This is a genomic window from Bradyrhizobium sp. S3.7.6, from assembly GCF_054061875.1.
The window spans coordinates 6,761,699-6,781,007 of record NZ_JBSSEQ010000001.1; the positions used below are offsets into that span (position 1 = coordinate 6,761,699).

Sequence of the window (19,309 nt, forward strand, 5' to 3'; positions counted from 1 at the left end):
CCGGCGAACGAACCATCCTCGCCGGCCTAGCTTTGTTTAGCCGATCTCCCGCCGGACCATGGCCGCCGCATCGCACATCGCCTTCAGCTTTCCGAACGCGGTTGCGCGCGGCATGTACTTCATGCCGCAATCGGGCGCGGGGACCAGGCGGTCCGGCGAGACGTATTTCAAGCCGTTCCGGATACGGGCGGCCACGGTGTCGACGCTCTCGATCGCGGGATCAGCGAGGTCGAGCACGCCGAGCATGATCTTCTTCGACGACAGGTCCCTGAGCACGCCGAGGTCGAGCTTCGGCTGCGCGGCCTCGATCGAGATCTGGTCGGCAATGGTGTCGTCGAGCTCGGCGAGGAAGGAATAGCCGGCCGGCTTGTTCGAGCCCGGCACGACCGCGGCATAGCCGAAGCAGAGATGCACGACCGTCGGCACCGTGATGCCCTGCAATGCACGGTTGATCGCCTTGACGGCGTAGCGCTTGGCAAGATCCGGGTTGTTGCGCACCCAGGGCTCGTCGAGCTGGATCACATCCGCGCCTGCCTTCTGCAGATCGAGCGCCTCGGCATTGACGGCCTCGGCGAGCGCCATCGCCAACTCTTCCTCGTCCTTGTAGAACTCGTTCCTGGCCTGCTGGCTCATCGTGAACGGGCCCGGCAAAGTGATCTTGGCGGCCCGATCCGTGTTCTTGCGCAGGAACTGCATGTCGTGCAGCTCGACCGGGCCCTTGCGCTTGACGGGACCGACGACACGCGGCACCGGGGTCTGCGTGTTGCCGGTGCGCGCCACGATCATCGCGGGATTGTCCCCGTCGATGCCGTCGAGCGCGGTGGCGAAGCGGTTGGAGTAGCTCTCGCGGCGGATTTCGCCGTCGGTCACGATGTCAATGCCGGCGCGTTCCATGTCGCGGATCGCGACGATGGTCGCATCGTCTTGCGCCTCCTCCAGATGCTCTGCCGGCAACCGCCACATGTCGTGCAACCGCGTGCGCGGCACCACCTTCGACAGCATGGCGCGATTCACCAGCCATTCCGGCTGCGGGTAGCTGCCGACCACCGTGGTCGGCAGGATATGCGTTGGCATGGGCATGGGATTCTCCTTCTTATTGTTATAGAGCGCGGCTCTCAGGCCGCGCGCGTCGCCGTGGCCGATCCCTCGTCCTTGACGGGGTTGCGCAGGATGCCGATGCCGGAGATCTCGATCTCCACGACGTCGCCGCCCTTCATCCACAGCGGCGGCGTGCGATAGGCGCCGACGCCGCCGGTCGTGCCTGTGACGATGACATCGCCGGGCGCAAGCTCGGTGAACGTCGAGCAGTAAGCAATCAAGGCCTGCACGTCGAAAACGAGATCGGAGATCGGGGCCTTCTGCACCTCGACACCGTTGAGCCGGGTGATCAGCGTCTGCTTGGTCACGTCGGTCAATTCGTCGGTCGTGACCATCCAGGGCCCGAAGCCGCCGGTGCCGGCAAAATTCTTGCCCGGCGCGAATTGCGAGGTGTGGCGCTGCCAGTCACGGATGCTGCCGTCATTGTAGCAGGCATAGCCGGCGACATGGTTCAGCGCAGCCTCGCGCGAGATGCGGCGGCCAGCCTTGCCGATGATGACGGCCATTTCGCCTTCGTAATCGAAACGCTCAGACTCCAGCGGCCGGATCATCGGCTGGCCATGGCCGACCTGGCTGTTGGCGAAGCGGGTGAAGATCATTGGATGCGCTGGCGTCGGATGCCCGCTCTCGGCCAGATGCGTGGCATAGTTGACGCCGATGCAGAAGATCTTGTCGGGATCGGGCACGGTCGGCAGCAGCGCGACATCCTGCAGCGCGTAATCGGGCTTCTCGCCGGCGAGTTTCTTGAGCTCGTCGAGCGATCCCTTCGCAAGCAGCGCCTTCAGCGTCGGATAGGCCTTCAGGCGCTTGCCGGCATCGATGACGCCCTTGTCGGTGACGATGCCATAGCTCGCGGTGCCGGCGATCGTGAAGCTTGCAACTTTCATCAGTCAAACACTCTCTCGATGGAGGAAACATAGTCGTTGATTGGAAGCGCGATCGCGCCGTTGCGGATCGGAACGCATTGCGGCGGGAAGTCCTGGCGAAACCGGGCGCCGGCCGCCTCGGCAGCGTCAAGGAAACGTTCGAGATGGTCCATCGCGCCGGTCGGGAGATCGTGCAGCACCATCAGCGTCCAGGGCTGCCGGCTGCACTGGACGAGTGCGCGCTCAGTCCAGCCGTCAGGGTCGTCCCAGTCGCGCGGGATCGCATTCCAGAGCACGCAGCTGTGCTTGTTGCGGGTGAGGTAGTCCACGACGGAGGGTTTCAACAGCCGCGCATCGAGATTGCCGCCGCCACCGAACGGCCGGAACCAGCGCTGGGGATGCGCGAGATCGCCGATCGCTCTTTGAGTTCGGCCGATTTCGTTCTCTGCCGTCTCGCGATCCGCCTGCTCACCGAGCGGAATGGTGTGCGTAAACGTGTGATTTCCGATCCAGTGCCCCTCCCCGTGCGCACGCACCGCAAGGCCGCGCCGCGCGGGGTCAGCGAGCTTCTCACCGATGACGAAGAAGGTGGTCTTGATGCCGCGCTCGGCGAGAATGTCGAGCACACGCGGCGTCACATCCGGATCGGGGCCGTTGTCGAATGTCAGGGTCAAATCGTACACGCCAATACCTCAGGTCGCCGGCTGCATCGCGCCCGACGCGATGTCGTCGTTGGCCTGACCGGCCCGCGTGCCAGTCTGCCAGATCGCCGCCTTGCGCTCGATCCAGCGGATCGCAGCGTTGAAGGCGATGGCGAGGAACAGCACGAGCAGCACGCCCGCGAACACGTGCGGACTATCGAGAATTGTGCGGTAGCGCGAGATCAGATAGCCGATGCCGGCCGATGAGATCAGCATCTCCGAGACGACAACGCCGACGATGACCAGCGCACCGCCGACACGCAGGCCCGACAGCACCGTCGGAATCGCCGCCGGGATGATGACGCGGATCAGCCGCTGGCTCAACGTGGCGCCCATGCTACGTGCCGCGAGCAGGAGCTGCGGATCGATGGTCTGGATGCCGGCGGCGGTGGCGAGCATCGTCGGCAGGAAGCCATAGATCGAGGCGAACGCGATCTTGGACTCCGAGCCGATGCCGAGCCACACCGTGAAAACAGGATAAAGGATCACGAGCGGCACCGCGTAGAGGCTCGACACCATCGGCATGATCAGGACACGCGGACGCGGCAGGCTGCCAACGATCGCGCCGAGCAGGATGCCGCCGCCGCAGGCGAATGCCATGGAGACCACGACCTCATAGAGCGTCACCGCGAGCGCATGACCGTATTCCGCGGCATCGGTCCATCCGGCGATCAGCGTCGATGACAGTGACGGCAGGAACAGCTCGGGAATGAGACCGGTGCGCGGCAGCAACTCCCACAGCGCAATCAGGCCGATCACGATCAGGTATCGCAGCGTCTTCGCACTCATTCTGGCGCTCATATCCGCCTCACGCCGATTTGCGGATGTGCCGCCAGATGCGGTCGCGCAGCGCACCAAAGGCGTCGCCGCTCAGCATCTCGTAGGTGCGGGGCCGTGGCAGCTGGACCTGGAGATGGTCGACGATGCGGCCGGGCCGCGCCGACATCACGATCACCTCGTCGGCTAGATAGACGGCCTCGGTGAGGCTGTGCGTGACGAAAACGACCGTCTTGCCGGTCGCAGCCCAGATCCGCAGCAACTCGTCGCCCATGGTCATGCGCGTCTGCTCGTCGAGGCCGGCGAACGGCTCGTCCATCAGCAGCACCGGCGGGTCCTGCACCAGCCCGCGCGCGATCGAGACGCGCTGCTTCATGCCGCCGGAGAGTTCGTGGGGATGACGCCTGCCGAAGCCGTCGAGGCCGACCAGCTTGAGCGCATCCTGCGCCTTGGCGCGGCGCTCGGCCTTGGGCACGCCCCGCAGCGCCAGCGGAAACTCGACATTGTCCTCCGCGGTCAGCCACGGGAACAAGCTCGCTTCCTGGAACACCACGCCGACCCTGTCGGGGTCTGGCTGCAGGATCGGCGCGCCGCTGATGGTGATCGTGCCGGAGGTCTGCTGGCGCAGTCCCGCCATCATCATCAAAAGGGTCGACTTGCCGCAGCCGCTCGGGCCGACCAGCACGACGAAACGGCCGGGCTTGACCTCGAGCGAGACGTCCTCCAGCGCGACGACGTCCTGCGACCGGGTCTTGAAGACCTGGCCGACATTCTTGACCTCGATCGCGCCAGCGCGCGCGGCGGGCTTCAACGGGATCACGTTCGCCAATGGCTGCATCGCGTTTCCATCCATCTGACAAGTTCGTTGAAGGTCATGGCGATCGCGGCGACCATCACGACGCCGGCGAGGAGCTGCTTCATCTGGAAGTTCTCGCCCCAGGTCGCGATCTGGTGACCGATGCCGTCGCGCGAGGCGTACATCTCCGCCAAAATCACGCCGGTGAGGTTGAAGATCATGGAGATCCGCAACGCCTCCAGCAGGACCGGCAGCATGCTCGGCAGATAAACCCGGAACGCCGTCTGCCATGGCGTTGCGCCATAGGAGCGCGCCACCGTCAAATGCTCGACCTTGACCGATTCCACCGCCGTCGTGGTCGACATGATCACGATGAAGATCGTGGAGAAGAAGCCGAAGCCGACCTTCTGGGCAAAGCCGACGCCGAACACCAGGATGAACATCGGCAGGAAGATCGACTTCGGGATGCTGAAGGCGAAGAACAAAAGCGGCTTGGCCACGTCCGCAAAGTAACGGTTCTCCGCGACCAGGAAGCCGATCACCGCACCGAAGGGCACGGCCAGCGCGAACGCGGCCAGCACCTCGGTCGCGGTCACCATCAGATCCTTCCGCACCGCCGCGCGCTGCAGCAGATCGCCGAGCGTCACGAAGGTATCGGACGCCGATGGCAGCAGTCGCGGATTGACGATGCCGGTGCGCGACAGCACCTCCCACAGCGCCAGGACCGCGATGATGATCGCGATCCGCGCAAGGTTGATGACGAACGTGCTTTGCATCGTGACTACTTGGTCGGAACCGGCTTGAACTTGGCCGAGATCACATCCTCGACCGGCACGATGTCCTTGAGCCCGCCGAGCTTGGCGAGATCGAGCGACAGCTGCACGGCCGCATTGACGTTGGCCGCGCCCATGTCGCCGCTGGTCTCGAGCTTCATAATGGTGTTGTCGTACTCAAGGCCCGCGATCTCCGGCGGCATTTCATAGAGCTCGGCAATCAGCTTGACCGTGACGTCGCGGTTGGCCCGCATGAACGCGACCGCGCCGTAGAGGGCGTTCACCGCCTTCTGCACCATCTGGGGCTTGGCCTCGGCGAATTTGTCGAGCACGATCCAGCCCGCAGTGAGGTTCGGCGGGACCGCGGTCGCGTAATCGAGGATGGTCTTGGCCTCGCCGGACTTCGAGATCTGGAAGCTCAGCGGCGAATAGACCACGGCCGCCTCGACATTGCCGGCCAGCAGGTTCGGCACCAGGCCACCGCCGCCGACGGGAACGCGCGTAAAATCGATCTTCTTGTCCTGGATGGTCCACAGCGCGAGCAGGTCGGATCCGGAGCCGGCCGCGGTGATCGCCACCTTCTTGCCGTTGAGGTCCTTGACGTCGAGCGTCGACTTGGTCGGGACCATCAATTGCCAGCCGAAATTGCCCATCGCGGCATTGGCGACGATCCGCGACATCACGCCCTTCTTGCGTCCGGCGGAGACCAGCGACGGCGGATCGAGAATGATGTCGGCCGCGCCCGCAGCCATGCCTTCGAACGTCTCGGCGCCGCTGCGGTAGATCGTCAACTCGGCCTGGATGCCTTCCTTCTCGAACAGTTTCTGCCGCACCGCCGTCTCGGCGATCGTGGTCGGCCAATAGGTTTTCGTGGGCAGGCCGACGCGGATGGTGTCGGCGGCGCTCGCAGGGCCCACCAGAATTGCGGCGGCGATCAGCGACATCAGCGCGTGATTGATCTTCATTATTGGCTTCCTCCCGGTCTCTGTTTTTTGTGTGCCGGATTTTTCCGGATCGTCAGGTCGTACGGCTCACCTCCGCAATGCGAGAGGCGGCGAGCTCGACGAATTCTTTGGTGGTGCCGAAGTGCTTTGACAAGGCGCGAACTGCCGCATCCGCATCGCGCCTGATCACGGCGGCGACGATCGTCTTGTGTTCGGCTTCGACGTTGCGCGGCTTGCCACCGGCCTCTCGCCGGATCGAGAGGCGGCGATAACGCTCGCTCTGCTCGTGCAGCACGTCGCGGAAGCCGAGCAGCCACGGCGAGCCGCACGCGTTGACCAGCGCGCGATGGAAGATGCGGTGACGGACCACCCACTCCTCGTAGTGCACGGTCGGATCGTCGGGATAGCGATGGGGAACGGCCTTCAAATCCGCCCAGGCGGATTTCACCGATGCGAGCCAGGCATCATCGCCCCGCTCGATCGAGCGACGGAGCGCAAGCCCCTCGATGTCGATCCGGGTCTGCGTCACGTCGGCGAGATCGGCGAGCGACACCGGGCTCACGCGAAAGCCACGCTGGTCTGACGCCTGCACGAGCCCGTCCGCGACAAGTCGCGACAGCGCCTCGCGCACGGCGGCGAGGCTCACGGAAAACTGTTTGGCGAGCCCGGCGATATGCAGCTTCTGGCCCGGCGGCAGCCGCGTCGCCAGGATGTCGGCGCGCAGACGTTCGTGCAGCGCCGACGTCAGGCTGCGCGGACCATCCCCGGGGCTTCTGGACAACTGGAACTGAAGCGGACCCATGGTCGGATGATTGCAAGGCGGCGGCCGCGGGTCAACAGAAAATCGAAAATCGATTTTTTCTAGCTTAGGTTACGCCGCGCCTTGCCCAACGTCCTGGGAATGCGCGGCCCTGGACGGCGCCACGTCGAGACGAACCGCGACGCCCTTCAAACCCTGGCCTGGCGCCGGGTAGAGCTTCATGACGAGCGGATCGTGGCCGGGAACGATGTGGTCAGCATCCGGTGCTGTGGCTCGCAGCTTGTCGAATCCCACCAGCATGTCACCGACATGAAATGCTGTCGTGAACGGACGCTCGCTCGTCATGTTCTCGTAGAAATGACTGACGTCGGAGGCGAGCACGACCGGCCCGCGGCGCGTGTTGACGCGGACGAACTGAAGACCGGCCGAATGCCCGCCGGCCGCGTAGACCGTCAGTCCGGGCGCGATCTCGGCGTCGCCGTCGTAGAACAGCACCCGGCGCGCATAGTTCAGCCGCACGATCCCGCAGACGTCCTCGACCTCGAAGGAATGCGACAGCCTCGGATACTGCATATAGCGCCCGGTGGCGTATGCGAGCTCGCGCTCCTGAAGATGAAACCGCGCATTCGGAAACCGGTCGAAATTACCGGCGTGATCGTAGTGCAGATGCGTGAGGATCACATCCTTGACGTCGGCCACGTCGATATCGAACGCGGCAAGCGTCTCCACCGGGCAGCGCAGGAATGTTCGCCTGCGCTGCTTTGCGATTTCGGCGTTGAACCCGGTGTCGATGACGAAGGTGCGGCCACCTCCCCTCGCCAGCCACATGAAATAGTCCATCGGCATCGGCCCGTCATGCGGGTCTCCGCCGATGAAGTGCTCGCTCCGCTGGGCATCCCGCGTTGCATAGCGGATGGCGAAGAGCTCGTATTCCGGGTCGGCCATGGGGCTTCCAATCAAGCGGGCTCAGGACCCCGCATCGACCTCGTTGAAGGCCTCGCGCGCGTTGCGGAAGGCGTCGATGCCGGCGGGCACGCCGCAATAGACCGCGACCTGGAGCAGGATCTCCTTGATCTCCTCCTTGGTCAGGCCGTTCTTCAGGGCGCCCTTGACGTGCAGCTTCAGCTCGTGCGGGCGGTTCAGTGCGCCCAGCATCGCCAGATTGACGATCGAGCGCGTGCGGCGGTCGACGCCGGGCCGCGTCCACAGCGCGCCCCAGCAGAATTCGGTCGACCACTCCGCCATCGTGCGCGTGAACTCGTCGGCACCGGCGATCGACTTGTTGACGTAGTCCTCGCCGAGCACCTCTTTACGAACTTTGAGGCCCTTTTCGAACAGTTCGGTCTTGCTCATGATCGTCCCTTTCCGGTCTTGAGAGATTCTAGTTGGAAATTGTTTGGCGCGACGCCGATGGCGGCCGCAGTGATTGCAGCAGCGCGGCGACGTCGTCCGCCGCATCTAGGCGCCAGACTGCATCGATGACGCGGTCCGAGTCCCAGTCGCTTCGGCCGGTCCGTACGCCCTCGCGCAGCTTCTCTTCGATCTCGCGGTCTGAAAGCGGCGCAGCCTGGCTGCCGCGCGGCGACGTCACGGTCTCTGTGAGAATTTCACCAGACGACAGGCGCAAGGTGACGCGCGCAGCGCCATCGAGCATCTGCGCATCAAGCTCCGCCCTCACCTTCTGTCGCAGCCGCGCGATATCGGGCCGGACCACGGTCTCCTGCGCGAACTCGGCCACACCGGCCGCGCCGAGCAACAGTCCGCAAGCCACGCAATGATGGATGCTGACGCGCGCATCGCGCTCGTTGCTCACGGGACGATCACCGCGCGCGAGCAGCAGTGCTGAGCCCCGCACTGTCACCGACTCGATCTGGTCAACGCGCCGGCCAATTCGCTCGCGCAACAGCAGGCAGGCGTCGATCACCGAATGGAACACGATGCCGGCGGGATAGGGCTTGTAGGTGTTCTTCGCGATCTCCCAGGTCTTTCCGAGGCCACCGAGCATGCGGGCGAGATCCGGCTCATCCCCCATGGTGCGCGCCCAGCCGAGCGGACCTTCGATGGCGCGCGGCGCAGCCTCATAGCCCTGCTGCGCCAGCAGCGCGGCGAACAACCCGTTACGCGCGGCATTGCCGACGCTGACGTTCTTGGCGGCGCTTGGCAGATTCTCGACATTGCCGGCCGACTGGCTCGCCGCAAGTCCGATCGCGTTCGCAATCCCTTCCGCTGGCAGTCCCAACAGCTTCGCGCACGCCGCCGCAGCGCCAAAAATCCCGCAGGTCGAGGTGATGTGCCAGCCGCGGGCGTAATGGCGCGGCGAGACTGCATTGCCGATGCGGCACTCCACGTCCACGCCAAGGATGAACGCGGTCAGCACCGCGCGCCCCGTCAGCTTGCGCGTCTCCGCCAGCGCCAATATCGGCGCGGCGACCGGCGCGGCCGGATGGATGATCGTTTCAGGGTGCGTGTCGTCGAAGTCGAGCAGATTCGCCGAGATGGCATTGAGAAACGACGCGCACAGCGCGTCCATGGACTCCGAATGGCCGATGATTGTCGATGTCGCGGCGCCGCTGAACGGCGATAGCGTGCGCATCGCGGCCGTGACCACCGGATCGCGTGCGGAGCCGAGCGCGGTCGCAAAGAAATTGAGGATCGATCGCTTCGCCTCAGGGCTCTGCGCCTCCACGTCCGCCCACGACGAGGACGCGACGAAATCGGCGAGCGTCTTGCTCACACTCGGAATTAAAGCTTGCGGCACGCGGGGCGTCTTCCTCGTTTTCCCGGACCATATGACGATCCGCGGCAAACTGTCGACCCCAAATGTTATGCTTGACAGCTTGTCTGACAATCATAACAATCCGGCCCGTTGGCGCGGGATCCCGCTGCCACGACGACGGCGGCCGAGAAGGCCGGCCGGCGAAAGCGTTTGACCAACGAGATCAAGAAGGCGCGCCCGTCACGGGTCGCGCGACAGGGAGTAGACGATGGCGGGAGAGATTCTCGGCGTAATCGGCACGGGCCGCATGGGCGGCCCCATGGCGGGGCGATTGATCGACGCGGGCTATTCGCTCGTGATCTATGACACGCAGACTGAAGCGACCCAGCCGCTGGTCAAGCGCGGCGCCCAGCTCGGCAAATCGCCGGCCGATGTCGCCTCCCGCGCTGATATCGTGCTCGCCAGCCTGCCGACGCCCGACATCGTCAAGGCCGTCACGCTCGGACAAAATGGCATCAGCAGCGGCAGCCGCGCCAAGATCGTCATTGATCTCTCGACTTCCGGTCCCGGCGCGGCAAAGATCGTTGCGGAAGGCCTGAAGGCCAAAGGCATGACGCTGGTCGATGCGCCCGTGAGCGGCGGCATCAAGGGCGCCGTCAACGGCACGCTGGCCGTGATGGTGTCCTGCCCGCAGGCGACCTACGAAATCGTTCAGCCGATCCTGAAGAATTTCGGCAAGCTGTTCTACACCGGCGACAAGCCCGGCGTGGCGCAGACGGCCAAGCTCGCCAACAATCTGATGGCGGCCGCGGCGCTGGTCATCACGTCCGAAGCCGTCGCGATGGGCGTCAAGGGCGGCGTCAACGCAAAGGTGCTGATCGACATCATCAACGCCAGCAGCGGCCGCAACAGCGCCTCCGAAGACAAGTTCCCCCGCGCGGTGCTGCCCGGCACCTTCGATTTCGGCTTCACCACCGGCCTTTCCTACAAGGACGTCCGGCTCTGCGTCGACGAGGCCGAGGCCATGGGCGTGCCGATGGTCTGCGGCGCGGTGGTGCGGCAGATGCTCGCGATCACCAATGCCAAATACGGCGCATCGTCCGACTTCACCTCGATCGCCAAGGTGCTCGAGGAATGGGCCGGGGTCGAGATGCGCGGCTGATCACGCAAGCCTTCAGGGAGAGCGATTGCGATGACGATCGGCCCGACCGGATCAGGCAAGGTCTCGCTCGCGCGCCAGATGGCGCGGAGCGTGCTTGCGCTTGATCTTGGAGTTTTCGGGCCGGAGGTCGTCGCGAAGGCAAAGCTCTGCCTGCTCGACTTCTTGTCCTGCGCCTTCGAGGCGGGCCAGCATCCCTGGAGCCGTCAGGCGGTTGCGATCGCACAAGCCGGCGGCACTGCAACGATCATCGGGACGTCACAACTCTCCTCGTCGGCCGATGCCGCCTTTGCCAACGCCGTGATGGGGCATGGTCTCGTCCGCGAAGACATGCATGCGGCCAGCGTCGCGCACCACGGCGTCGTGATCTGGCCGACGCTGCTCGCGCTGTCGGAGCAGACGCCGCTGCATGGAGCCAGACTGCTCTCAGCCGCCATCATCGGCTATGAGACCGGCGCGCGGATCGGCCGCGCGCTCCTGACCTCCGACCTCGCACGGCTCTATCGCCCGACGGGGCTCGTGGCGCCGCCAGGCGCGGCGCTGGCGGGAAGCTTTGCGCTCGGCCTGTCCGAGGACCAGGCAACCAGCGCCATCGCGATCGCGGCCAATACATCCAGCGGGCTGAACGAGTGGCCGCATGCCGGCGGCTCCGACATGTATTTTCATCCGGGCTTTGCGGCCAGCAACGCCATCAAGGCGATCGGTCTTGCGGCAGCCGGCGCTTTCGGCTCGGAAACCATACTGGAGGGTGAAGCCGGCCTGTTCGCCGCCTATCGCCGCCAGGCCGCGCCCGACAGCATCACGCTCTTCCCGGATGGCGAGAGCGAGATCATGGCTGTCTACAACAAGCCGGTCCCGGCCTGCAATTTCGCGCAGACCGCGGCCCAAGCAGCGCTTCGCGTCTCGCACGAGCTCGCCAGCACTGAGGAGATCGACCGCGTCATCATTCGCGCACCCGATGCCGCCGTTCGCTATCCCGGCTGCGACTCCATGGGGCCCTATCGCAACGCGCTTCAGGCCAAGATGAGCATTCCCTTCAGCGTTGCTGCGACGCTGACGCGGGGCGAGATCGAGGAAGAGAACTATTCCGAACTCGATGATGCCGACATCATTCGCCTGGTCGCGGTCACCGATCTCGGGGCAGATCCAGGCTTCACCGCCGCCTTCCCCGGCAAGCAGGGCGCGGAGGTGACCGTGCATCTGCGCGGCGGACGGACGATCCGGCACGCTTTGCCCGACGTCATCGCCGCAACGCCTTCAGATATTCGTGCGCGCTTCCGCGCCGCCGCAACCAGAGTCCTCGGCGAGGACCGCGCGCACCGGCTCGAACAACTCATCGACGGCTGCGAGCAGCTCGGCAATGCCGGCTACATCGCAGCGCAGTGTCGTCTGAACACGCCAGAACAGGCTTTACGATCGGCATCACAAGAAATGCCAAACAATACGGGGGAAATATGGTCGACCGGGAGACCCGCCTAGCAGTGCCGACGGCGCACAATCGCCAGCAAGCCGGCGCTCACGCCGCGCGGAGGCGGGGCTGATGGAAGGCTTCTTTCAAGCGCTCGCAGCGGGCCTTTTGATCGGCGCCGTCTACGGCCTGATGTGCGTCGGGCTCGGCCTGATCTTCGGCGTCATGCGCGTCATCAACTTCGCCCATGGCGATTTCATGATGCTCGGCATGTATGCCGCCTTCTATCTCTTCACCGCCGCCGGCATCCAGGCGCTGTTCGGCAATACGGTCGGTCCGTTCGTGGCCATCCTGCTGGCTGGCCCGGTACTCGCCGTGTTCGGTTATTTCGTCCATCTGGCCCTGATCTCGCGCGTCTCGGGCACGCGCACCGCCTCGCTGGAAGGCGAAGGCCATTACGCCCAGCTGATCCTGACGCTCGGCATCGCGCTGATCCTGCAGAACGGCGGCCTCATCGTGTTCGGATCGGTGCTGGCCTCGATCCGCACGCCGCTGTCGAGCTCGGCCTGGGAATTCGTTCCCTTCTTGGACATCAGCATCTTCCTCAACAAGGCGCGCAGCATCGACGCGATCGTTTCGCTCGCGATCATGATTCTGCTTTCGCTGCTGATCACGCGGACCCGGATCGGCAAGTCGCTCCGCGCCGCCGCCGACAATCCGACCGCCGCGACCTATATGGGCATCGACGTCGACCGCGCGCATCGCACCGCCTTCGCGCTCGGCTGCGGCATCACCGCGATCGCCGGCGGCCTGCTCGCGACCAACTATCCGTTCCACCCCTTCGTCGGCCTCGAATACGTGATCGTCATGTATGCCGGCGTCGTGCTCGGCGGCATGGGCAGCATCATCGGTGCCTTCTGGGGCGGCATGACGATCGGCCTCGTGCAGCAGATGTCGACGCTGATCCTGCCGACGCAGTTGCAGAATGCCGCGATCTTCGCCGTCTTCCTCCTCATCATCTTCTTCCGTCCGCAAGGTTTCTTCGGGCGCATGGTCGAGAGGACGTGACCATGCTCCGGATGCGTTCACTGCTGCCTCCCCTGCTCTTCACGCTCGCTTACGCCGGGATCTCACTCGGCGTCACCAACTCCTACTACCAGCTCATCCTGACGCTGGTGCCGGTGTGGGCGGTGTTCGGCCTGTCCTGGAATTTGCTGAGCGGCTACACCGGGCTGATCTCGTTCGGCCACGCCGCCTTCTTTGGGATCGGCGCCTATGCGACCGCGCTCGGGCAGATTTATTTCGACATCTCCCCCTGGCTGCTGATCCCGGTCGCCGCCATGCTCGGCGGCATCGCCGGGCTGCTGATCGGATTTCCGACCTTCCGCCTCCAGGGCCACTACTTCGCGCTCGCGATGCTCGCCTACCCGCTCGCCATTCTCTACGTGTTCGAGTGGCTCGGCTTCCAGGAGGTGACGCTTCCGATCAAGCGCGACGCGCCGATCGCCTATATGCAGTTCTCCGACCCTCACATCTACACGCTGCTGGGGCTCGCCATCATGCTTGCCACCATCGTGCTGACGCAGGTGATCGAGCGATCCCGCTTCGGCATGGCGCTGCTCGCGATCAAGCAGAACGAGGCTGCGGCAGAAGCGGCCGGAATCAACACGCTGGCTTGGAAGCTGCGCGCGATCACGTTGAGCGGCGCGATCGCCGCCGCCATCGGCGGATTCTATGTGCAGGTGCTGCTGGTCGTGACCCCGCAATCGGTGTTCGGCATGCTGGTGTCGGCGCAGGCGTTGACGGTCGCGATGTTCGGCGGCGTCGGTACGGTCTGGGGACCGGTCATCGGCTCCGTGATCCTGATCCCACTCGCCGAGATCCTGCACGCAGAGGCCGGTGCGCGCATCCCCGGCATTCAGGGCGTCATCTTCGGCCTGGCGATCGTCTGTGTCATCTTGCTCGCGCCGGAAGGCCTGTTCTGGAAACTGCGCGATCTCCTGCGCAGGCGAAATGCATCCAAGGCCACGGCTAGCGTCACTCCGGAAACGGCCGTCGCCAACGTCACGGCGCTGAAGCCTGCCGCGCGGCAGCGTGCGGCCACCGGCGAGGTGATGCTCGAGGTTCGCAATCTCTCGCGCTCCTTCGGCGGACTCAAAGCCGTTCAGGATGTCAGCTTCAAGCTGCACAAGAACGAGATCCTCGGCATCATCGGCCCGAACGGCGCCGGCAAGACCACGCTGTTCAACCTCCTCAACGGTTTTCTGAAGCCGAGCGAGGGCGAGGTGCTGATCGACGGCCGCAACATGTCCGGCCAACGGCCGCACGTGATCTGCGAGGCCGGCATCGGCCGCACCTTCCAGGTGATGCGGCCATTCCTGCGCATGTCGATCCTCGACAATGTCGTGGTGGGGGCCTATGTGCGCGCCCGCTCCGATGCGGAGGCACGCAAGCTCGCCGCCGACGCAGTCGCCCGCGTCGGGCTCTCCGCCGTAGCCAACCGTGTCGCCGGCGAACTCTCGACCAAGGAGCTGCGGCTGATGGAGCTCGCCCGCGCGATCGCCGGCCAGCCCCGCATCCTGCTGCTCGACGAGACGCTTGCGGGCCTTGGCCACGGCGAAGCGGACGAGGTCGTCGCCGTGATCCAGCAGCTCGCACGCGACGGCATGACCATCGCCATCATCGAGCACACCATGCAGGCGATGGTCCGCCTGGTGGACAGATTCCTCGTGCTCGACCATGGCGCCGTCATCACCGAGGGCCTGCCCGAAGTGGTGACGCGCGACAACCGGGTGATCGAGGCCTATCTCGGCAAGAAGTGGGTGGGCCATGCTGCGAATTGAGGGACTGAGCGCGGGCTATTCGGCCAAGCCCGTCCTGAACGACGTGTCGATCAATGTCGGCGCCGGCCAGTTCGTTGCGATCGTCGGGCCTAACGGCGCCGGCAAGACCACCCTGTTCAAGACGATCTCCGGCATCGTGAAGCCGAGCGGCGGGGCAATTACGTTCGACGGCGTCGACCTTCTTGCCGTGCCGCCGCCGCAGCGCGCCCATCTCGGCATCGCCCACGTCCCCGAGGGCCGCCAGGTGTTCCCGTCGCTGACGGTGATGGAGAACCTCGAAATGGGCGCGATGACCGAAAGCGGCCGGCGCGACTGGCAGGCCAATATCGAGCGCATCTTCGAATGGCTGCCGGTGCTGAAGGAACGCCGCAATCAGTTCGCGGGTACGATGTCCGGCGGCCAGCAGCAGATGCTCGCGATCGGCCGCGGCCTCGCCTCCTCGCCGAAGCTGTTGATGCTGGACGAGCCCTCGATGGGTCTCGCGCCGTCGACAGCGGACTTCATCTTCGAACGGCTGATCGATATCCGGCGTCAGTCCGGGCTGACCATGCTGCTGGTCGAGCAGCGCGTGGCGGAAGCGCTGGAGTCCGCCGACCACGGCTACGTCCTCGAAGCCGGACGCGTCGTGCTCGAAGGCAACAACGACACGCTGCGCGCCGATGATCGCGTGCGCAAAGCCTATCTCGGCATGTGACGAACAAAAAACAAAGAGCAGGGAGACAACAAAATGAACAAGACATCGAAGGGCAGGATATCAAAAGGACTGACGCGCCGGACCGTGTTGTCGGGCGCTGCCGCCGTCGGCCTCGCCGGCGTGGCACGCGCGCAGGCGCCGGCGGAGGTCAAGGTCGGACTGATCGTGCCGCTGTCCGGCATCTACACCCGCCCCGGCCAGGTCATGAAGATGGGCGCCGAGATGGGCATCGAGCACATCAACGCCCAGGGCGGCATCAAGGCGCTCGGCGGTGCCAAGCTGAAACTGGTCGTGATCGACTGCGGCGACACCACCGAGAAGGCCAAGAACGCGGCGCAACGCATGGTGGCGCAGGAACCCGATCTCGTCGCCGCCACCGGCTCTTATCTCTCATCCTTCACCCTCGCCGTCACCGAGGTGACCGAGCGTGCCGAACTGCCGGTGCTGACACTGTCCTATTCGGACCTGCTGACCGACCGCGGCTTCAAATACATCTTCCAGACCGCCGCGACCGCGAGCCGCCAGTCCGAGCTCGGCCTGCCGACGCTGATGAAACTCGCCGAGAATGCGTCGGGCAAGAAGCCGAAGACCGTGGCGATGTTGATGGACAACACCGCGACATCAGTCGCCACCGCCAAGGCGCTGAAGGAAAAACTGCTCGCACAGGAAGGCCTGCAACTCGTCGTCGAGGAAGTCTGGACGCCGCCGCTGTCGGATGCCACGCCGCTGATCCAGAAGGTTCGCTCGGCAAAGCCCGATCTGCTCCTGTTCATGCCGAATGCAGTGTCGGACGCCAAGCTGGGGCTGGAGAAGATCAGCGAGTTCGGCCTCGGCCAGGGCAAGATTCCGACGGTGTCCTTCAGCATCACCATCGCCGAGCCGGACATGCTCCAGAGCGTGAGCCCGGAGACCGTGCAGGGCATCATGACCATCGTCGCCAACTGGGGCTCGAAAGGCCAAGAGGCCCTGATCGCCGAGCTCAAGGCCAAATACAAGGAGCCCTGGATGACGCAGAACGTCATCTCGACCTATGGCGACATGTGGCTGATGAAGGAAGCGCTGGAGAAGGCCGGCAAGGCGGACCGCAACTCGGTCGCGCAGGCGTTCCGCACCATGGATGCCGGTCCGTCGAAATACTATCCGGGCGGCCAGCTCAAATTCGACGAGAAGGGCCGCCGCGTCGGCGCCGGCGTCGTCATCGTGCAATGGCAATCGGGCGTACCTGTCACCGTCTATCCGCCCGATCTCGCGCAAGCAGAGCCGTTCTGGCCGAAGAAATCCTAAGCGCCGCGCGATTTTTCAGGGAGGAGAATTGTCATGACTGCAAAAAGCAAGTTCACGATCTCGCGGCGAACGCTATTGGCCGGCGCGTCCGGCACGCTGATCGCATCCCGCGCCTGGGCGCAGCAACCTTCAGAGGTGAAGGTCGGCCTGCTGGTGCCGATCTCCGGCCTCTACGCCCGCCCGGGAACGGTGATGCGTGAGGGCGCCGAGATGGCGGTCGACCACATCAACGCGCAAGGCGGCATCAAGGCCCTCGGCGGCGCCAAGCTGAAGCTGGTCGTGCTCGATTCCGGCGACACCACGGAAAAGGCCAAGAACGCCGCCCAGCGCATGGTCGCGCAGGAGACCGATCTGGTTGCTGCCAGCGGCGCATACCTGTCCTCGTTCACGCTCGCGGTGACCGAAGTCACCGAGCGCGCCAGCCTGCCCGTCCTCACCCTCTCCTATTCCGACCTGATCACCGACCGCGGATTCAAATACGTGTTCCAGACCGCGGCCACCGCAGGCTCGCAGGCACGGCAGGCGTTGCCCCAGATCATCAAGCTGGCGGAGACGGCCTCAGGCAAGCGGCCGAAGACGGTCGCGATCCTGACCGACAACACGGGGGCCTCGATCGCTTCCGCAAAGGCGATGCGCGAGGGCCTGCTGGCGGAGAACCAGTTGCAGCTGATCGTCGACGAGACGTTCACGCCGCCGCTGGCTGATGCGACGTCGCTGGTGCAGAAGATCCGCTCGGCGAAACCCGATCTGCTGTTCTTCCTGCCGACGGTGATCTCGGACGCGAAGCTGCTGCTCGAGAAGATGAACGAGTTCGGCCTCGGCCAGGGCAAGATTCCGACCATCTCGTTCGGCATCGCGATCGCCGAGCCCGACATGCTGCAAACCGTCAGTCCCGAACTCCTCCAGGGCGTGCTGACCTGCGTCGCAAGCTGGGGCGCCAAGGGCCACGAGGCGCTGATCGCCGAGTTGAAGACCCGCTACAAGGAGCCGTGGATGACGCAGAACGCGATCTCCACCTATGGCGACATGTGGGTGATCAAGGACGCGCTCGAGAAGGCCGGCAAGGCCGACCGCGTTGCCGTCGGCGAGGCGCTGCGCACCATGGATGCCGGCCCCTCGAAATACTATCCGCTGGGCGAGATCAAGTTCGACGAGAAGGGCCGCCGCGTCGGCGCCGGCATGACCATCGTGCAGTGGCAATCCGGCGTGCCGGTGACGGTGTTCCCGCCCCAGCTCGCGCTGGCGCAGCCGTTCTGGCCCAAAAACTGACTGAGAACTGACAACGCCCGAAAGAGAAACGGAGAACAACATGGACAAGGCGACCTACGACCGCGGGCTCGAAATCCGCAAGAGCGTGCTCGGCAACGAGTTCGTGGACAAGGCGATCGCATCCGCGGACGAGTTCAATCGTCCGATGCAGGACCTCACCACGGAGTATTGCTGGGGCTACGTCTGGGGCCGCGACGGCCTCACGCGCAAGACGCGCAGCTTCCTCAATCTGGCGATGCTCTGCGCGCTCAACCGCCCACACGAGCTGAAAACCCATGTCCGCGGTGCGCTCGCCAACGGCGCCACCAAGGAGGAGATCCGCGAGGTCTTCATGCAGGTCGCGATCTATTGCGGCGTGCCGGCCGGCGTGGATGCGTTCCGGAACGCGAAGGAAGTCTTCGCCGAGCTCGACAAGAAATAACGGAGCTTGACGACGATGAAGGGCAAATGGGCACTCGTGACCGGTGCGACCGCGGGCCTTGGCCTCGCCGTCGCGGAAGGCCTTGCCGGCGCGGGCGCCAATATCGTCCTTCATGATCTCGTCGCGCCGAAGCAGGCCGCGGATGACCTCCGCGCCCGCTTCGGCGTCGAGGTCGTCTCGGCCGGCGCCGATCTCGCCCAGCGCGAGGCGATCGAGGCCATGATGGCCGATCTGCTCGACCGCTGCGGCGCCATCGACATCCTCGTCAACAACGCCGTGGTCAGGCATTTCTCCGCCATCGAGCAGTTTCCGCCCGATCGCTGGGAGCAGGCGCTGGCCGTCAACCTGTCGGCGCCGTTCCATTTGATCCGCCTGGCGCTGCCAGCCATAAAGCAGCGCGGCTGGGGCCGGATCATCAACATGGGCTCGATCTATTCCAGCCGCGCGGTCGAGGATCGCATCGACTACGTCACCACCAAGACTGCGATCCTCGGTATGACCCGCGCGGTGGCGATCGAGACGGCGCGGAGCGGCATCACCTGCAACACGCTCTGCCCAGGCACGCTGCCAACGCCCGCGATCCTGAACAAGATCGCAACGATCGCGTCGAACAGCGGCCGTCCGGTCGACGACGTGACCAAGGAATATCTCGGTGAGCGCCAGCCAACGCAGCGCTTCGTCGAAATGAACGCGGTCGCCGCCATGGTCGTCTTTCTCTGTGGGCCCGCGGCAAACGATATCACCGGCGCCAGCCTGCCGATCGACGGCGGCTGGTCGGTTGCATGAAAGCATTGGGAGTG

Annotated in this window: 20 protein-coding genes; 9 read left to right on the forward strand and 11 right to left on the reverse strand. The window is 64.9% G+C overall.

Annotated features, from left to right (window positions below; all coding sequences use genetic code 11):
• Positions 1-36: 36 nt before the first annotated feature.
• The 11 genes from ACVJ5M_RS33135 to ACVJ5M_RS33185 all read right to left on the reverse strand — a co-directional run bounded on the left by ACVJ5M_RS33135 (position 37) and on the right by ACVJ5M_RS33185 (position 9,473).
• Positions 37-1,080: a 5-methyltetrahydropteroyltriglutamate--homocysteine methyltransferase gene (locus ACVJ5M_RS33135; RefSeq protein ID WP_199877108.1), complete on the reverse strand. Its 1,044-nt coding sequence runs from the start codon at positions 1,078-1,080 to the stop codon at positions 37-39.
• 35 nt (positions 1,081-1,115) lie between these two features.
• Entirely contained in the window at positions 1,116-1,985 is an 870-nt protein-coding gene (locus tag ACVJ5M_RS33140; RefSeq protein WP_063984355.1) for a fumarylacetoacetate hydrolase family protein, read from the reverse strand.
• Positions 1,985-2,647 (reverse strand): polysaccharide deacetylase family protein, encoded by a 663-nt coding sequence (locus ACVJ5M_RS33145; RefSeq protein ID WP_063984356.1) that lies wholly within the window; start codon positions 2,645-2,647, stop codon positions 1,985-1,987. The genes ACVJ5M_RS33140 and ACVJ5M_RS33145 overlap by 1 nt, the downstream gene beginning before the upstream one ends.
• A 9-nt stretch (positions 2,648-2,656) precedes the next feature.
• A complete protein-coding gene (locus ACVJ5M_RS33150) occupies positions 2,657-3,454 on the reverse strand; it encodes an ABC transporter permease (RefSeq protein WP_028155758.1) in 798 nt (265 codons plus the stop codon).
• Positions 3,455-3,473: 19 nt separating this feature from the next.
• Complete coding sequence (locus ACVJ5M_RS33155) at positions 3,474-4,280, reverse strand: ABC transporter ATP-binding protein (RefSeq protein WP_354099324.1); 807 nt, start codon at positions 4,278-4,280, stop codon at positions 3,474-3,476.
• Positions 4,259-5,014: an ABC transporter permease gene (locus ACVJ5M_RS33160; protein ID WP_063984358.1), complete on the reverse strand. Its 756-nt coding sequence runs from the start codon at positions 5,012-5,014 to the stop codon at positions 4,259-4,261. Before ACVJ5M_RS33160 ends, ACVJ5M_RS33155 begins: the two co-directional genes overlap by 22 nt.
• A 5-nt stretch (positions 5,015-5,019) precedes the next feature.
• Entirely contained in the window at positions 5,020-5,976 is a 957-nt protein-coding gene (locus ACVJ5M_RS33165) for an ABC transporter substrate-binding protein (RefSeq protein WP_063984359.1), read from the reverse strand.
• Positions 5,977-6,028: 52 nt separating this feature from the next.
• A complete protein-coding gene (locus ACVJ5M_RS33170) occupies positions 6,029-6,736 on the reverse strand; it encodes a GntR family transcriptional regulator (protein WP_231144502.1) in 708 nt (235 codons plus the stop codon).
• Positions 6,737-6,826: 90 nt separating this feature from the next.
• Positions 6,827-7,660: an N-acyl homoserine lactonase family protein gene (locus ACVJ5M_RS33175; RefSeq protein ID WP_063984361.1), complete on the reverse strand. Its 834-nt coding sequence runs from the start codon at positions 7,658-7,660 to the stop codon at positions 6,827-6,829.
• A gap of 21 nt (positions 7,661-7,681) precedes the next feature.
• Complete coding sequence (locus tag ACVJ5M_RS33180; RefSeq protein ID WP_027575101.1) at positions 7,682-8,068, reverse strand: carboxymuconolactone decarboxylase family protein; 387 nt, start codon at positions 8,066-8,068, stop codon at positions 7,682-7,684.
• A gap of 28 nt (positions 8,069-8,096) precedes the next feature.
• Entirely contained in the window at positions 8,097-9,473 is a 1,377-nt protein-coding gene (locus ACVJ5M_RS33185; protein WP_231144501.1) for an MmgE/PrpD family protein, read from the reverse strand.
• A gap of 226 nt (positions 9,474-9,699) precedes the next feature.
• On the opposite strand from ACVJ5M_RS33185, the gene ACVJ5M_RS33190 reads away from it, so the two are divergent.
• The 9 genes from ACVJ5M_RS33190 to ACVJ5M_RS33230 all read left to right on the forward strand — a co-directional run bounded on the left by ACVJ5M_RS33190 (position 9,700) and on the right by ACVJ5M_RS33230 (position 19,295).
• Entirely contained in the window at positions 9,700-10,593 is an 894-nt protein-coding gene (locus ACVJ5M_RS33190; protein ID WP_063984363.1) for an NAD(P)-dependent oxidoreductase, read from the forward strand.
• Between the two features lie 30 nt (positions 10,594-10,623).
• Positions 10,624-12,069, forward strand: coding sequence for an MmgE/PrpD family protein (locus ACVJ5M_RS33195; RefSeq protein ID WP_063984364.1), 1,446 nt, complete (start codon positions 10,624-10,626; stop codon positions 12,067-12,069).
• A gap of 61 nt (positions 12,070-12,130) precedes the next feature.
• Positions 12,131-13,066 (forward strand): branched-chain amino acid ABC transporter permease, encoded by a 936-nt coding sequence (locus tag ACVJ5M_RS33200; protein ID WP_063984365.1) that lies wholly within the window; start codon positions 12,131-12,133, stop codon positions 13,064-13,066.
• A 2-nt stretch (positions 13,067-13,068) separates the two neighbouring features.
• The gene (locus ACVJ5M_RS33205; RefSeq protein WP_187387760.1) at positions 13,069-14,841 is read left to right on the forward strand and encodes a branched-chain amino acid ABC transporter ATP-binding protein/permease; all 1,773 of its coding nucleotides are present in this window, start codon (positions 13,069-13,071) and stop codon (positions 14,839-14,841) included.
• Positions 14,828-15,535 (forward strand): ABC transporter ATP-binding protein, encoded by a 708-nt coding sequence (locus ACVJ5M_RS33210; RefSeq protein ID WP_063984367.1) that lies wholly within the window; start codon positions 14,828-14,830, stop codon positions 15,533-15,535. The genes ACVJ5M_RS33205 and ACVJ5M_RS33210 overlap by 14 nt, the downstream gene beginning before the upstream one ends.
• Positions 15,536-15,568: 33 nt before the next feature.
• Positions 15,569-16,819: an ABC transporter substrate-binding protein gene (locus ACVJ5M_RS33215; RefSeq protein WP_283018583.1), complete on the forward strand. Its 1,251-nt coding sequence runs from the start codon at positions 15,569-15,571 to the stop codon at positions 16,817-16,819.
• Positions 16,820-16,852: 33 nt separating this feature from the next.
• Complete coding sequence (locus tag ACVJ5M_RS33220; protein WP_063984369.1) at positions 16,853-18,088, forward strand: ABC transporter substrate-binding protein; 1,236 nt, start codon at positions 16,853-16,855, stop codon at positions 18,086-18,088.
• A 40-nt stretch (positions 18,089-18,128) separates the two neighbouring features.
• A complete protein-coding gene (locus tag ACVJ5M_RS33225; RefSeq protein ID WP_014496467.1) occupies positions 18,129-18,509 on the forward strand; it encodes a carboxymuconolactone decarboxylase family protein in 381 nt (126 codons plus the stop codon).
• 15 nt (positions 18,510-18,524) lie between these two features.
• Entirely contained in the window at positions 18,525-19,295 is a 771-nt protein-coding gene (locus ACVJ5M_RS33230) for an SDR family oxidoreductase (protein ID WP_063984370.1), read from the forward strand.
• Positions 19,296-19,309: the final 14 nt, after the last annotated feature.